Consider the following 14,670-nt stretch of genomic DNA (forward strand, 5'->3'; position numbering starts at 1 on the left):
TCTACTAGATTTAAAGGAGAAAACATCATGGTAGAATTAGGTATTTCAACATTTGGCGAAACAACTCCACTAGAAAAAACAGGGGAAACTTACAGCCACGACGAGCGGATTCGCCAGCTAGTCAAAGAAATCGAACTAGCTGATGCGGTGGGGCTTGATGTTTATGGGATTGGGGAGCATCACCGAGAAGATTTTGCGGTTTCTGCACCTGAGATTGTGCTGGCAGCTGGTGCCGTCAATACCAAGCATATCAAGCTAACATCAGCAGTTTCAATCCTTTCCTCCATGGACCCTGTACGACTTTATCAGCAGTACACCACCATTGATGCTTTGTCAAATGGCAGAGCGGAAATCATGGCGGGTCGTGGTTCCTTTACGGAGTCTTTCCCCTTGTTTGGCTATGATCTCCATGACTATGAAGAACTCTTCGATGAAAAGTTGGATATGCTTCTGGAAATCGACAAGGAAACCAATCTCAAGTGGGATGGGCATTTCACTCAGTCTGTCGATAATAAACCAGTCTATCCACGTCCAGTTCAGGAAGATTTTCCCATTTGGGTGGCAACTGGAGGCAATGTAGAATCCACCATCAAGATTGCTAAGAAAGGCTTGCCTATCGTGTATGCAGTCATTGGTGCAGGTGCCCATCGCTTTAAACCTTTAGTCGATGCTTATCGCAAGGTTGCTCGCAACTCAGGTCATGATCCAAAGAAAACGAAAGTTGCAGCCCATTCTTGGGGTTGGATTGCGGACGACCATGACAAGGCTGTGGAAGAATACTATCATCCAACCAAAGTAATTACGGACAATATCGCTAAAGACCGCCCACATTGGAGCGAGATGACCAAGGCGCAATATCTCTACTCCCTGACAGACGAAGGGGCAACCATCGTCGGAGATCCAAAACGAGTAGCTGAAAAAATTATTAAGACAATTGAAACGCTTGACTTGGACCGTTTCTTCCTCCATCTCCCAATCGGATCTATGCCACATGAAGATGTCCTCCGTGCCATCGAACTCTACGGAAAAGAAGTCGCGCCAATTGTCCGAGATTATTTTGCTAAGAAAGAAGAGAATCAGTCCCAAGACTGATGAGATAGTTGATAAGATGAGCTATACTATAGTCAATCCTAAATATTTTTCATAATCTCCTGAAAATCCTGACCAAGTGGTTGGGATTTTTTGCATGCAAAAACACTCTTGGAAATTCCAAGAGTGTTTTAAGTAACGGTGTTAAACAGTTTGTAGTTTTTATTTCATCATCGGGAGTGACAAGGTCTGGTAGGCCTTGTCAGCCTGTTACCTATTTCATTGTAGGGAACAATAGTACATCCCGAATAGTAGTGGTGTCTGTCAAGAGCATGCAGAGGCGGTCGATACCGATTCCGAGGCCACCTGTTGGTGGCATACCGTATTCGAGGGCTTCGATGTAGTCGTAGTCAACGCCTGTCGCTTCGTCGTCACCGAGTTCTTTAGCCTTAGCTTGGGCTTCGAATCGTTCTAATTGGTCGATTGGGTCGTTCAATTCAGTAAAGGCGTTTCCGTATTCCTTGGTCATGATGAAGAGCTCGAAGCGGTCTGTGAAGCGTGGGTCTTCATCGTTTTTCTTAGCTAGTGGGGATACGGCTACTGGGTGACCATAGACAAAGGTTGGTTGGATAAGAGTTGCTTCAACGTATTCTTCAAAGAAGCTGTTGATGATTTGACCAACTTCTGTATGGTGTTTTTCCACAGGGACCTTATGCTCAGCTGCAAGGACTTTTGCTTCCTCGAAGCTCATCTCTTGCCAGAAGTCCACGCCAGTTTGTTCCTTAATAGCATCGACCATGTGGATACGCTTGAATGGCTCGTGGATGTTAATGACAGTATCTTGGTAGGTCACAGGACCATCACCGACAACAGCCTTGGCAGTATGCTGGATAATTCCTTCTGTCAAGTCCATGATGTCCAAGTAATCCGCATAGGCTTGGTAAACCTCAATGGAAGTGAACTCAGGGTTATGAGTCGCATCCATACCTTCGTTACGGAAGATACGGCCGATTTCATAAACGCGTTCCATACCGCCAACAATCAGGCGTTTGAGGTGGAGTTCTGTCGCGATACGAAGGACCATGTCAATGTTTTGGGCATTGTGGTGGGTGATGAATGGACGAGCCGCAGCACCACCGGCTTCGTTGTGAAGGACAGGTGTTTCCACCTCCAAGAAACCAAGTCCGTCAAGATAACGGCGGATTTCTGAGATGATTTTTGAGCGGGTCACAAAGCGGTCAAAGCTCTCGCGGTTGGTAATCAAGTCCAAATAACGCTTGCGGTAGCGGGTCTCGATGTCTGTCAAACCGTGGAATTTTTCTGGCAATGGGCGGAGCGCTTTAGACAAGTGAGTCAATTTGCGAGCATGGATAGACAACTCACCAACATTTGTCTTGAAAACATCTCCCTCGACACCGATAAAGTCACCAAGGTCTGCTTTTTTGAAGATTTCATAATTTTCTTCGCCAACATCATCCTTACGAACGTAGATCTGAATCTGGCCTTCGCGGTCTTGAATGTGAGCAAAACCTGCCTTACCCTTACCACGCTTGGTCATGATACGACCTGCAATGATTGCTGTTTGCCCTAATTCTTCTAAGTCTTCTTTTGATTTTTCTTCGTACTGAGCTTTCAATTCAGCTGAATTTGCAGAACGCTCAAAACGTTTTCCAAATGGGTCAATGCCCTGTTCAGCAAGGGCCGTCATTTTTTCACGACGGACAATCTGTTGGTCATTTAATTCTTCAAAATGTTCAGTTGACATAAAAATTTCATTCCTCCAAAGTCTGTTCCTTCTATTCTATCATAGAATAGGTAAAAAATCAGCAAAAAAGAAAGCAAGAAACTGCTTTCTTAGTGAGATTTGTAGCTGGTATCATTCCAAGCCAGTTCGGTAAAGTGTTCAAAGTCTCTCGTTTCCAAAATGGAAATAGAGGCATTATCCAAACCACCTCGGTGACGCAGTTGGGCTGGTGGAAAACCAAGCAGGCGATGGATAGAAGCGGTTAGAAAGGCACCATGGCTGACGATGAGGACTGTTTCCAGGTTTTCTTCTTGAAGAGACTGGATAAAATCGACCATTCTCTGTGTGACCTGATGGACAGATTCGGCATCAAAGACATCGTGTTTAAATCGTGCTAGATTATGTTTGAGTGCCCAGGCTTGTTTGGGGTAGATGGCACGAAAAATTGCCATCTTGCTTCCTTCTAGCGTCCCAAAATTCCATTCACGTAGTTGTGGCGTGGTTAGAACGGTTTGGCAATGGTGATTGGCTTTGGCAATTTCTACGGCAGTGCTATGTGCGCGCTGCAAATCACTAGAATAAATAGCATCAAAGGGGATTTCAGCAAGGTATTTGCCCAGTTTTTCTAAATCCTGATAAGATTCGGGCAAGAGAGCCGAATCTCCAGAAGCGCCTTGAAAGCGTCCCTCCAAATTCCATTCGGTCTTACCGTGACGGACAAAGTAGATTTTCAAGTCTAGTCCCTCCCCTCGATCAAATCGGCAAAGTCAGCTTTTACAAAATCAGCTAAAACCTGGCTATCAATTTTTATCGACCGACCAATTTCACCAGCAGAGACAATCAAGTGGCCGAGTTCAAGGGCAGACTGATCAATGTAGATTGGGAAATTATGCTTCTGACGAATACCCACGGGATTGTTGGCACCGTGAACATAGCCAGTTGTCTTTTCCAAGTCCTTTTGCGGAATCATGCTGACCTTTTTATTGCCTGAGATTTTGGCTAATTTTTTCTCAGACAGGTGTTCTGTGATTGGGACGATTCCGATGACAGGGCCTGTTTTATCTCCTGTTAGTGCCAGTGTTTTGTAAATTTCGTGTTCTTCAATTCCTGGTGGTAGTTGGCCTTCAAGGGCATTTAAAACAAGGCTATCATGATCGATCTTAGCCTTGTCTAAAATTTGGTCCACCAAGGTTTTCTTAATCTTAACCTTTTTTGCCATTATTTATATTTTTCCTCAAGTTTACTCATCCAAAGGCCTAGCCATGCTCCTAAGACAAAAAGAATAAGAGCAGCAATCCATGTAACAAAGTTTGTTCCAGCATAGGAAATTGCCTCTTTGTTGCTTGCTTGTGGAATCAAAATTAGGAGAGTAGAGGATGAGACGATACCAATAATAAAGTGATAAACGCGTGAATGGTATACTTTCAGGGCATGGTCCATTGCTTTTGAAAAGGCCACCATTGCAAGAACGCCACCGATTGCGATTGGTAGGAAGGTACCGAATAAATCAAGTGATTTGAATCCATTGAGCATTGGCGTGTAGATACCCAAAATCAGCAAGAGATTTGAAGGGCTGAGTCCAGGAACAAGTATACCTAAAGCTATCAAGGCACCCGCCAAGACAAAACTTGCAAAGTTTGCTGGAAGTGTTCCGACAAGATCACTCAAATTGTAGAGCAAGAATCCTGAAATGATGAATGTCCCAATTAACCAAGCCCAGTCAATGCTATCGCGTTTGCTTTTTTGAGTTGATTCTTTAAGCAGGCTAGGAATAGTTCCCACGATTGCCCCCGCAAAGGCCCACAAAACTGGGACTTGGAAATGTTGCAAGAGATATTCAACTGGAAATGAAAAGAGTGCTATTCCTAAAATACCACCGATTCCAACTGGTACGAAGAAAAGAAAGTTTTCCTTGAAATCTTTTCGAATATTTGCTAAAAATCCAATTAGTCGCTCATAAATTCCGAGGATAGCAGCGAGTACTCCCCCAGAGACACCAGGTAAGATAAAACCGAGTGCAATAATCATCCCTTTGATGATACGAGAAATCCAAGATGACATAAGACCTCCAAAAATTTTTTTAACGCTTCATTATAACACAAAAGTAAAAAAAGCCTCTTGAAAATAGGGCTTATTTATTGAAGAAATTTGGTTGAGCCTTATACAGCAAGGTCAACAGCAAGCAAGCAAGTAGTGTGGAAGGGAGGATATAGCTGATATTATAGGTAAAGGAATAGATCCAGACCGGTTTATCAGCAGGGGCATAGTCAGCATAGAAGATAATGCCAGATAGGAAGGTGGCAAGCAGTCGAACACTTCCACCAAGAAATCCAGCCAAGCTGATGGTGAAGGCCGCTTGCTTCAAGTCTTTTTGTTTGGTTAGAAGAGGGGATAATAACCCTGCTAATCCAATGCCTGCATAGGAGAGGGCATAGTCAAGGAAGACTTGAAAGACATTCAGAAAATAACCGCCATAGAAGAGTTGAATGGTGCCCACAATTCCTCCTGTCAGCAAACCAGCCGATAGGCCATGTCGAAGGGCGACTAAGAGAATTGGAAGCATAACAAGTGAGACTGAGCCACCTTGCGGCATGGTAAAGAGAACAAGCTTGTCTAAAATCAAGCCAAGGGCTGAGAAAATAGCGATTTCTGCCAAGAGGGAAAGCCGATGTGACAACATAAAAACTCCTTTGTATTACAAAGGAGTCCTGGCAAGTCAATCGTAGATCAACACCACAATCCCTACGCTAGTCTTAACTAGATCAGGTTCGAGGATTTCGCAAAAGCGATCTCAGCCGAAGCACTCCTTTGTGTATGTATTTAAAATGATTATACTAAATTACTCAGGGACTGTAAAGAGTTTTTGATATACTTCGTTTGGATCCTTGAGGGTTGTAATGAGGTTGAGGTCTAGATGGTTAGCAAAGCCGTTCACATAACCTCGGGAGGTATATTGGTGCAAGTCGTAGTCCAAATCAGTATTAGGGGCAGCATTGTAGTAGCCCGAATCGGTTCCATAGGTTGGAATCCAGATGGCATCAAACTTGTCAACAGAGATACTATGTTCTTCCATGAAATAGGTTCCGATGTAGATACCGATATTTTTAGCACCGAGATTAATCAGTTCTTGACGAAAGGCTTCGACACCAGCATCCATATCTTCCATAGTTTTTTCTTCTACGTCTAACCAGTAGAAGGTAGGGTTGTATTTGTAAGAAGCTTCGTAAAAGGTCTGGGCTTCTTTTTTCATGGAATCGATGCTGTTTCCTGTTACGTAGGCATAGACTGCAACAGGAATGCCTCGTGATTGAAATTCTGTAATGTGGGTTTGATAGGATTTGTCTAAGCCATTTTCATCAGAGGCATTGTTGTCCTTGGTGGTATGTGAACCGCTCTGCACCCGGACAATTGCGCCAGAAATATTGGCCGATAGGACATCGTAGTCAATCTCAGAAGGCCGTTGCCAACCTGAGACATCGATGATGGGCTTCATTTCTAAGGCGTTTGTGATGTTTACCTCGATAAATTCAACAGAAGAAGAGGAACTTGTAGAACTGCTACTTGTTGATGCCTGAGCTTCAGTTGAACTGCTTGCTTGCTCTTGTTGGGAGATTCCCCTAGTTAAAAGGAGAAGACCAGTAAATAAGAGGAAAAAAATGGCAACAAATATTGGTTTTATTTTCTTTCTCATCCAGAATAGTTTACACTATTTATAGAAAAAAATCAAAAAAATAGGTTTGAAATAACTGGATTTTCTTGACATGTAAGCGGATTTAGGCTAGTCTAGTATCGAAGTAGGGAGGAGAGAGATGTGAGAGAGGTTAGCAAGAGTCAGTTTATCAGTCGTATCGTCATGCTAAGTGCCTTAACCGTTGCCTTACGTTTTGTCTTTGTTGCCTTTCCCAATATCAAACCAGTGACCGCTATCTTTTTGTGGGTCGCCTATTCCTGGGGGTTGGTAGATGCCTTGTTGGTCATGGCCTTGTCCATGTTGGTGTCGGGAATCTATCTAGGTTTTGGGATGGTTGTGTTTTGGCAAATCATCGCCTATGGGCTGGTGCTCGCTGTATGGTCTAAGTTGCTAGTACCAATATTCAAATTCCATACTAACTTTGGCAAGCTAGAAGCGGTTTTTGCGGGTGCCCTTGTCTTTCTTTATGGTTTTGTCATCAGTTTTTTAATTGCTTGGCAATACAGCATGCCTTTTTTTGTTTACTGGCTAGCTGGACTATCGTTTGATCTGGCTCATGCTCTATCTACTGCCCTATTTTATCCCATTATTGTTACCATTTTTAGGAGGATTTTATGAAAAATAAATGGCTTTTAGCCTTTGTTGCTTTTGTATTTGCGCCAGTATTGCTGGCATGCCAGACAGAAGATCCAGAAGATCTTGTCACACAAACTTATACAGCGCAATTGACGGTTGAATTTGGAGATCGGACCAATCAAAAACAGGTGACAGTGGAGCCTGGAGATTCCGTTATGGACGTCTTGGAAGATGCTTATGAAATCGAAGAAGATGCCGGCTTGATTACGGTGATTGATGGTGTTAGTCAAGATCCATCAACCAACACCTACTGGATGTATGATTTCAATGGGGAATTGGCGCCAAAAGGGGCCCAGGAACAGTTAGTCCAAGAAAATGATGAAATTCGTTTTTACTTGGAAACTTTTGAATAAGAAGAGAGCCAAATCCGGCTCTTTTTTTGTTACTTTCATGGAAAAAAACAGGAAAGCATCATTTCTGTGATATAATAGAAATGATAGTCTCAGACTTTAAGGAGTTTACATGAAGATTGATAAAAAACACCTACTCAATTACTCCATCCTCATCCCCTATATGATTTTATCGATTATTGGTCTGGTGATGGTGTATTCGACGACGAGTGCCTTGCAGATCCAAAAAGGTGGCAATCCCTTTTCGATGGTGATTACCCAAGCTGCTTTCTGGGTACTAAGTCTCGGATTTATTTATATGATTTACCGGATGAAATTAAGTTTTCTGCGTCAAAAGAAACTCATTGTAGTTGTCTTGTTGGCAGAAGTTGCCATGTTGGTGGCATCTCGTTTCTTTGATCCTGTTAACGGTGCCCATGGATGGATTCGTCTGGGACCAGGAGGAATCATCGGTCTGCAACCTGCGGAATACTTAAAGTTGATTATCATCTGGTATTTGGCAGACAAATTTTCACAGATGCAGGACGATATTCGCGTCTATGATTACCAGGCCTTGATAAAGGGGAGCTGGATTCCGAAAGCTTTCAATGATTGGCGCGTGGTGAGTCTCGCTTTCCTGGCTCTAGTTGGTTCTTTGCCAGACTTGGGAAATGCGACCATCATTGGCTTGATTATGGTGGTGATGATTTCTGCAAGCGGGATTGGTTACCGTTGGTTTTCCACTATTATTGCAGGAATCGTATTAGGAGCCTTTGTTCTTCTATCGACCATTCGGATATTGGGGGTAGAATTAGTAGCTAAAATTCCAGTTTTTGGCTATATTGCTCGTCGCTTTGCAGCTTATTTTAATCCCTTTGTGGATGCGACGGAATCAGGTTTACAGTTGGCTAATTCCTACTATGCCATGAGTAATGGTGGCTGGTTTGGTCTTGGTTTGGGGAATTCAATCGAAAAAAATGGCTACCTACCAGAAGCCCATACGGATTTCGCCTTTTCTATCGTGATTGAAGAGCTAGGTTTTTTAGGAGGAAGTTTGATTTTGGGACTTCTGGTCTTCCTTATTCTTCGAATCATCGTTGTAGGAATTCGAGCCCGTAATCCTTTTAATTCGATGATGGCCTTTGGTGTGGCAGCCATGCTATTGATTCAGATTTTTATCAATGTCGGCGGTATTTCTGGTGTGATTCCAGCGACAGGTGTGACCTTCCCATTCATCTCTCAGGGGGGAAATAGCTTGTTGACCATTTCCATCGGAATTGCCTTTGTGCTAAACATTGATGCCAATGAAAAGAGAGTGCTTCTCCAGGAAGAAATCGAACGAACTCTTGCCTAGGAGTAAGTGAGGGAAGAAAGATGACAATACAAAAATTAGAAAACTACAATAACAAAGAAGCTATTCGGGAGGAGGTTATCATTCTTACCTCCATCCTTCAAGACGTTGCCCGTCAGATGATTTCAGAAGAAACCTTCAATAAGATTATCGAATTGGGGCAGCTGTCTACAGAGGACAATTACCATGATTTGATTGCGATTATCGGACAACTGTCCAACCAAGAATTGGAAGTGATTTCCCGCTATTTCGCGGTTCTTCCCCTTTTGATCAATATCTCAGAAGACGTTGATTTGGCTTATGAAATCAACCACCAAAACAATATTGGTCAGGATTATCTGGGGAAAATTTCAACCACGATCGACATGGTAGCCCAGCATGAAAATGCAGCAGAAATCCTTGAAAAATTAAATGTTGTTCCAGTTTTAACAGCCCATCCTACTCAGGTTCAACGCCAGTCTATGCTTGATTTAACCAAGCATATTCATGAGTTACTTCGTCGTTATCGGGATGTAAAACTCGGTTTGATGAACCGTACCAAGTGGGAAGATGAACTCCGCCTCTACATCGAAATCATCATGCAGACGGAGATGATTCGTGAGAAGAAGCTAAAGGTTACAAACGAAATCACGAACGTGATGGAGTATTATAACAGCTCCTTTATCAAGGCTGTGACTAAGCTCCAACGGGAGTACAAGCGCTTAGCAGCTGAAAAAGGCATTCAACTGACCAATCCTCGTCCTATTACCATGGGCATGTGGATTGGTGGAGACCGCGATGGCAACCCATTCGTTACAGCGGAAACCCTCAAATTGTCCGCCCTAACCCAGTGCGATGTCATCATGAATTACTATGATGAGCAGTTGTACAAACTCTACCGCACCTTCTCCCTATCGACCACTATTGTGAAAGTCAGTCCAGCTGTTCAGGCCTTGGCAGACTTGTCACAGGACCAGTCTGTTTACCGCGAACACGAGCCCTATCGTCGTGCCTTCCACTACATCCAGATGAAGCTAGCAAACACCCGAGCTTATCTAGTAGCTGATAAGGAGCAAGGAGTTCGCTATGCCAACGTCACAGAATTTAAGGCAGACCTTCAAGCTATCAAGGCTTCCTTAGAGGAAAATCGCACAGCAGCGCTGATTAAGGGGGATTTGACAGAATTATTGGAAGCCGTAGAAGCCTTTGGATTCTATCTAGCTAGCATTGACATGCGCCAAGATTCGTCTATCCATGAAGCAAGTGTGGCAGAGCTCTTAGCCTCAGCAAGAATTGTGGAGGATTATTCAAGCCTGTCAGAAAGTGATAAGTGTCAGGTCCTTCTCAAAGAGTTGGAAGAAGATCCTCGGATTCTGTCTGCGACAAATGCACCTAAGTCAGAACAATTGCAGAAAGAGTTGGCCATCTTTGCAGCAGCCCGTGAGCTCAAAGACAAGCTAGGAGAAGAAGTCATCAAGCAACACATTATTTCCCACTCTGAAAGTGTTTCAGACCTCTTAGAATTGGCTGTTCTCCTAAAAGAAGTTGGACTAGTAGATGCTCAACAAGCCCGTGTGCAGATTGTTCCTCTTTTTGAAACCATTGAAGACTTGGATAATGCTTCTGAGACAATGCGTCAGTACCTGCAGCTTGACTTGGCCAAAGGCTGGATTGCTGGGAACAATGGCTACCAAGAGATCATGCTTGGCTATTCCGACTCCAACAAGGATGGAGGTTATCTGTCTTCTGGTTGGACACTTTATAAGGCGCAAAATGAATTGACCCAAATCGGTGAAGAAGAAGGCATTAAGATTACCTTCTTCCACGGTCGTGGAGGAACAGTTGGTCGTGGAGGTGGCCCATCTTATGATGCTATCACTTCGCAACCATTTGGCTCCATCAAAGACCGTATTCGTTTGACCGAACAAGGCGAGGTCATCGGTAACAAGTACGGAAACAAAGATGCAGCCTACTTTAACTTAGAAATGCTGGTTTCCGCAACTCTGGACCGTATGGTGACCCAGATGATTACCAATCCGAACGAGATTGACGGCTACCGTGAATCAATGGATGAAATCGTTGAAGATAGCTACCAAATTTACCGTGATCTAGTCTTTAACAATCCGCATTTCTATGATTATTTCTTTGCTGCAAGTCCTATTCGTGAAGTTTCGAGCCTCAATATCGGTTCACGTCCTGCAGCTCGCAAGACCATCACAGAAATCGGTGGTCTCCGTGCCATTCCTTGGGTCTTCTCTTGGTCTCAAAACCGCGTGATGTTGCCAGGATGGTATGGGGTTGGTTCTAGCTTCAAGCGTTTCATTGACAAAGACCCTGCAAACCTAGGTAAATTACAGAAGATGTACCAAAACTGGCCATTCTTCCGTTCCCTCTTGTCAAATGTAGATATGGTTTTGTCTAAATCCAACATGAACATTGCATTTGAGTATGCCAAAATGTGTGAGACAGAAGAAGTACAGGCAATCTTCCACACAATCTTGGATGAATGGCAACTGACCAAGGATATGATTTTGGCCATTGAACAAAATGATGAACTTTTGGCAGAATTACCTTTCCTCAAAGCCAGTCTGGACTACCGCATGCCATACTTCAATGTGCTCAACTATATTCAGATTGAACTCATCAACCGTCTCCGTCGAGGCGAATTAAGCAAGGAGCAAGAAAGCTTGATCCACATCACCATCAACGGTGTAGCAACAGGTTTGCGTAACTCAGGTTAATAGGCATAAAACAGCTTCTTCGGAGGTTGTTTTTTTTGCTGATAAAAATATATAATAATCATAAAAAAGCGTAACCAAATTATCCCTTATTCGTTTTATTAGTGAAAGGAGGAGATGAGTATCAAACTGGATCAATATGAGAAAGAAGTCATTGGTATTGCTGAGGAGATTTCCTATTATCTACAAAAATCTGGCGCCAGCTATGCAGATAGTCAGGACATCGCACAGGATATACTGGTGAAAATTTTAGAAGCAGAGCTTGTCCTTCCTTTCGAAAAACTAAGAGCCTGGCTTTACCGTTCAGCAGTTCGGGCTTACATTGATAAATACAGGAGAGACAAGCGCTACTATGAAATTTTACAAAAGGAGTTTTTTATACCTGAAAATTTTTTGGTCTATGACCAAGAATATTATGAGGAACTCTATCAAGCTGTTGCAGACTTGCCAGAAAAATACCAGCAAGTGATTGACCTCTATTATTTTCAGGGTATGACGGTCAAGGAAGTGGCTACTGTCTTGGGGAGGAGTCAAAGTTGGGTCAAGATTACCCTTTACCGCGGACGCAAGCAGTTGAGGAAAACACTAGAAGAGAGAGGATATGACTATGAAGACTTTTGAAGAAGTGACAAAAAAGAGTAAGCGGAAGAATTTATGGAAGACAATAGGGCTATCATCGCTCATCGGTTTCATCTTAATGCTTATTGGCGTTCAAACCGTAAAAATCATCGTCGGTGCACGAGAAGGTCGTGAGGTGTGGGAACAAACGATGCTAATGGAAATCGCCTATCCAAATATAAATCATGATGGCATTAAAATCCAAAGCACAAGTTATGTATCTGGAAAACTCTACTTCAATTTGTACAAGGATTTAGACGGTGTTCCTATGGCTTTTGGTCAGCACGAAATTTACTATGCCCTGTTTGATAGTCATTATGACTTTGCCCAGCATATACCTGGGAACACCTTCAAATACCTATATGACCATACAACCAATACCAAGGTACCTGTTTTTTACAATAAGAATCAGATTGTGTGGAGTGAGTCAGAGATTGCTAATGAATTGCCCTATCTAAGAGAAATGAGCGGTCAACTAGTAGAAGTGGCAATTTCCTTTGATAAGAAGTACAGCTTGGCAAAAATCAAGGAGATGATTCCTAGCAATCTCAAGCAAAATTGGTATTGGATAGGGACAGAAGGGAAACAAAATACCTATCACTATCGTCCAGAGCAGTTGTTGGGATTAGAACCAGAGGATATTCAACTGGTCTTTTCGGCCATGCCTGAAGACTATATGACAGGTATGGACTTTATGAAAGACTTCTTAGAATCGGGAGATCAGAAACGAGCGCAGTATTTGGACATACCAGTGGATGACTTGCAGGCCTTTGTCGACAAATTTGGTGATACCGACTTCACCAAACAAGAAGAGATTGACCAGTTGGAGTTCGCAGGCATCATCCTAACAGGCAAAGCAGAAGACTTTGCTCAATTGGAAGGAAAGGACTGGATCTATGCTTCTAGTATCGGAGCCTCTGTCCAAAACCAACCATATTATCGGCTGTGGGAGAAGTAGCAAGGATGCCTGATTGATCAGGAGGTGCTTTTGGAAAAAGCAAAGCAGGTCATTTTTTTCTATCTTCTGTGACATTTCTCACCTGAAGGCTAGAAAAGAAAAGCAGACTGTTCAGCTTGAAAGAGGGAGGAAAGCCAGCAGGAAACGGCAATAAATTAAAAAACGATAGAAAATGCTTGCATTTCTGCTACAATTTGATAGAATAGTAAGGTAAAGTTAGACCGTATTGCCTACTGTCTATCTATAAAATATATTTTATTGGAGGCTTTTACCAAAATGGCAAAAGAAAAATACGATCGTAGTAAACCCCACGTTAACATTGGTACAATTGGACACGTTGACCACGGTAAAACTACTTTGACTGCAGCTATCACAACTGTATTGGCACGTCGCTTGCCTTCATCAGTTAACCAACCTAAAGATTATGCGTCTATCGATGCTGCTCCAGAAGAGCGCGAGCGCGGTATCACTATCAACACTGCACACGTTGAGTACGAAACTGAAAAACGCCACTACGCTCACATCGACGCTCCAGGACACGCGGACTACGTTAAAAACATGATCACTGGTGCTGCCCAAATGGACGGTGCGATCCTTGTAGTAGCTTCAACTGACGGTCCAATGCCACAAACTCGTGAGCACATCCTTCTTTCACGTCAGGTTGGTGTTAAACACCTTATCGTCTTCATGAACAAAGTTGACTTGGTTGACGATGAAGAATTGCTTGAGTTGGTTGAAATGGAAATCCGTGACCTTCTTTCAGAATACGATTTCCCAGGTGATGATCTTCCAGTTATCCAAGGTTCAGCTCTTAAAGCCCTTGAAGGTGACGCTAAGTACGAAGACATCGTTATGGAATTGATGAACACTGTTGATGAGTACATTCCAGAACCAGAACGCGACACTGACAAACCATTGTTGCTTCCAGTCGAGGACGTATTCTCAATCACTGGTCGTGGTACTGTAGCTTCAGGACGTATCGACCGTGGTACTGTTCGTGTCAACGACGAAATCGAAATCGTTGGTCTTCAAGAAGAAAAATCTAAAGCAGTTGTTACTGGTGTTGAAATGTTCCGTAAACAACTTGACGAAGGTCTTGCCGGCGATAACGTTGGTGTGCTTCTTCGTGGTGTACAACGTGACGAAATCGAACGTGGTCAAGTTATCTCTAAACCAGGTTCTATCAACCCACACACTAAATTCAAAGGTGAAGTTTACATCCTTACTAAAGAAGAAGGTGGACGTCACACTCCATTCTTCGATAACTACCGTCCACAGTTCTACTTCCGTACAACTGACGTAACTGGTTCAATCAAATTGCCAGAAGGTACTGAAATGGTAATGCCTGGTGATAACGTAACTATCGACGTTGAATTGATCCACCCAATCGCCGTTGAACAAGGTACTACTTTCTCTATCCGTGAAGGTGGACGTACTGTTGGTTCAGGTATGGTTACAGAAATCGAAGCTTAATTCGATTACGTTCCCAGATATAACAATTATAGTCAGACAACTTAATTGGAACTCTCTGTCCTTGGACAGGGAGTTTTTCTGTAAGCATTCATAAAATGCACAGAAATGCTTTAACCTTACCTGA

Annotated in this window: 14 protein-coding genes and 1 riboswitch; of the genes, 8 read left to right on the forward strand and 6 right to left on the reverse strand. The window is 43.0% G+C overall.

Going from position 1 to position 14,670, the window contains the following annotated elements; genetic code table 11:
- Positions 1-27 precede the first annotated feature (27 nt).
- A complete protein-coding gene (locus tag PXH68_RS02735) occupies positions 28-1,092 on the forward strand; it encodes an LLM class flavin-dependent oxidoreductase (protein ID WP_002942916.1) in 1,065 nt (354 codons plus the stop codon).
- A gap of 211 nt (positions 1,093-1,303) precedes the next feature.
- Here PXH68_RS02735 and lysS read toward each other — a convergent pair whose 3' ends face one another.
- From lysS to PXH68_RS02765, 6 genes are all read right to left on the reverse strand, one after another.
- Entirely contained in the window at positions 1,304-2,794 is a 1,491-nt protein-coding gene (gene lysS / locus PXH68_RS02740; RefSeq protein ID WP_248027577.1) for a lysine--tRNA ligase, read from the reverse strand.
- Between the two features lie 89 nt (positions 2,795-2,883).
- The gene (locus tag PXH68_RS02745; RefSeq protein WP_248027576.1) at positions 2,884-3,507 is read right to left on the reverse strand and encodes a histidine phosphatase family protein; all 624 of its coding nucleotides are present in this window, start codon (positions 3,505-3,507) and stop codon (positions 2,884-2,886) included.
- A 2-nt stretch (positions 3,508-3,509) separates the two neighbouring features.
- Positions 3,510-3,992: an aminoacyl-tRNA deacylase gene (locus PXH68_RS02750; protein ID WP_105107372.1), complete on the reverse strand. Its 483-nt coding sequence runs from the start codon at positions 3,990-3,992 to the stop codon at positions 3,510-3,512.
- Entirely contained in the window at positions 3,992-4,834 is an 843-nt protein-coding gene (locus PXH68_RS02755) for a DUF368 domain-containing protein (RefSeq protein ID WP_248027574.1), read from the reverse strand. Before PXH68_RS02755 ends, PXH68_RS02750 begins: the two co-directional genes overlap by 1 nt.
- A gap of 70 nt (positions 4,835-4,904) precedes the next feature.
- Positions 4,905-5,453, reverse strand: coding sequence for an energy-coupled thiamine transporter ThiT (thiT, locus tag PXH68_RS02760; protein WP_248027572.1), 549 nt, complete (start codon positions 5,451-5,453; stop codon positions 4,905-4,907).
- Positions 5,454-5,495: 42 nt separating this feature from the next.
- A riboswitch (TPP riboswitch) is annotated at positions 5,496-5,591 on the reverse strand.
- A 21-nt stretch (positions 5,592-5,612) separates the two neighbouring features.
- Complete coding sequence (locus PXH68_RS02765; RefSeq protein ID WP_248027570.1) at positions 5,613-6,464, reverse strand: glycoside hydrolase family 25 protein; 852 nt, start codon at positions 6,462-6,464, stop codon at positions 5,613-5,615.
- A gap of 120 nt (positions 6,465-6,584) precedes the next feature.
- On the opposite strand from PXH68_RS02765, the gene PXH68_RS02770 reads away from it, so the two are divergent.
- The 7 genes from PXH68_RS02770 (at position 6,585) to tuf (ending at position 14,546) form a co-directional block, all read left to right on the forward strand.
- The gene (locus PXH68_RS02770) at positions 6,585-7,082 is read left to right on the forward strand and encodes an ECF transporter S component (RefSeq protein WP_248027568.1); all 498 of its coding nucleotides are present in this window, start codon (positions 6,585-6,587) and stop codon (positions 7,080-7,082) included.
- Positions 7,079-7,453: a DUF4430 domain-containing protein gene (locus PXH68_RS02775; RefSeq protein ID WP_248027567.1), complete on the forward strand. Its 375-nt coding sequence runs from the start codon at positions 7,079-7,081 to the stop codon at positions 7,451-7,453. Before PXH68_RS02770 ends, PXH68_RS02775 begins: the two co-directional genes overlap by 4 nt.
- 109 nt (positions 7,454-7,562) lie before the next feature.
- A complete protein-coding gene (gene ftsW, locus PXH68_RS02780; RefSeq protein ID WP_248027564.1) occupies positions 7,563-8,783 on the forward strand; it encodes a cell division peptidoglycan polymerase FtsW in 1,221 nt (406 codons plus the stop codon).
- Between the two features lie 20 nt (positions 8,784-8,803).
- The gene (gene ppc, locus PXH68_RS02785) at positions 8,804-11,500 is read left to right on the forward strand and encodes a phosphoenolpyruvate carboxylase (protein ID WP_248027562.1); all 2,697 of its coding nucleotides are present in this window, start codon (positions 8,804-8,806) and stop codon (positions 11,498-11,500) included.
- Positions 11,501-11,614: 114 nt separating this feature from the next.
- Positions 11,615-12,118 (forward strand): RNA polymerase sigma factor, encoded by a 504-nt coding sequence (locus PXH68_RS02790; protein WP_248027560.1) that lies wholly within the window; start codon positions 11,615-11,617, stop codon positions 12,116-12,118.
- Positions 12,099-13,073, forward strand: coding sequence for an anti-sigma factor (locus PXH68_RS02795; RefSeq protein ID WP_316715828.1), 975 nt, complete (start codon positions 12,099-12,101; stop codon positions 13,071-13,073). Before PXH68_RS02790 ends, PXH68_RS02795 begins: the two co-directional genes overlap by 20 nt.
- Before the next feature lie 276 nt (positions 13,074-13,349).
- The gene (gene tuf, locus PXH68_RS02800) at positions 13,350-14,546 is read left to right on the forward strand and encodes an elongation factor Tu (protein ID WP_024531546.1); all 1,197 of its coding nucleotides are present in this window, start codon (positions 13,350-13,352) and stop codon (positions 14,544-14,546) included.
- Positions 14,547-14,670 lie beyond the last annotated feature (124 nt).

Source organism: Streptococcus sp. 29896 (genome assembly GCF_032594915.1).
Classification (GTDB): domain Bacteria; phylum Bacillota; class Bacilli; order Lactobacillales; family Streptococcaceae; genus Streptococcus; species Streptococcus suivaginalis.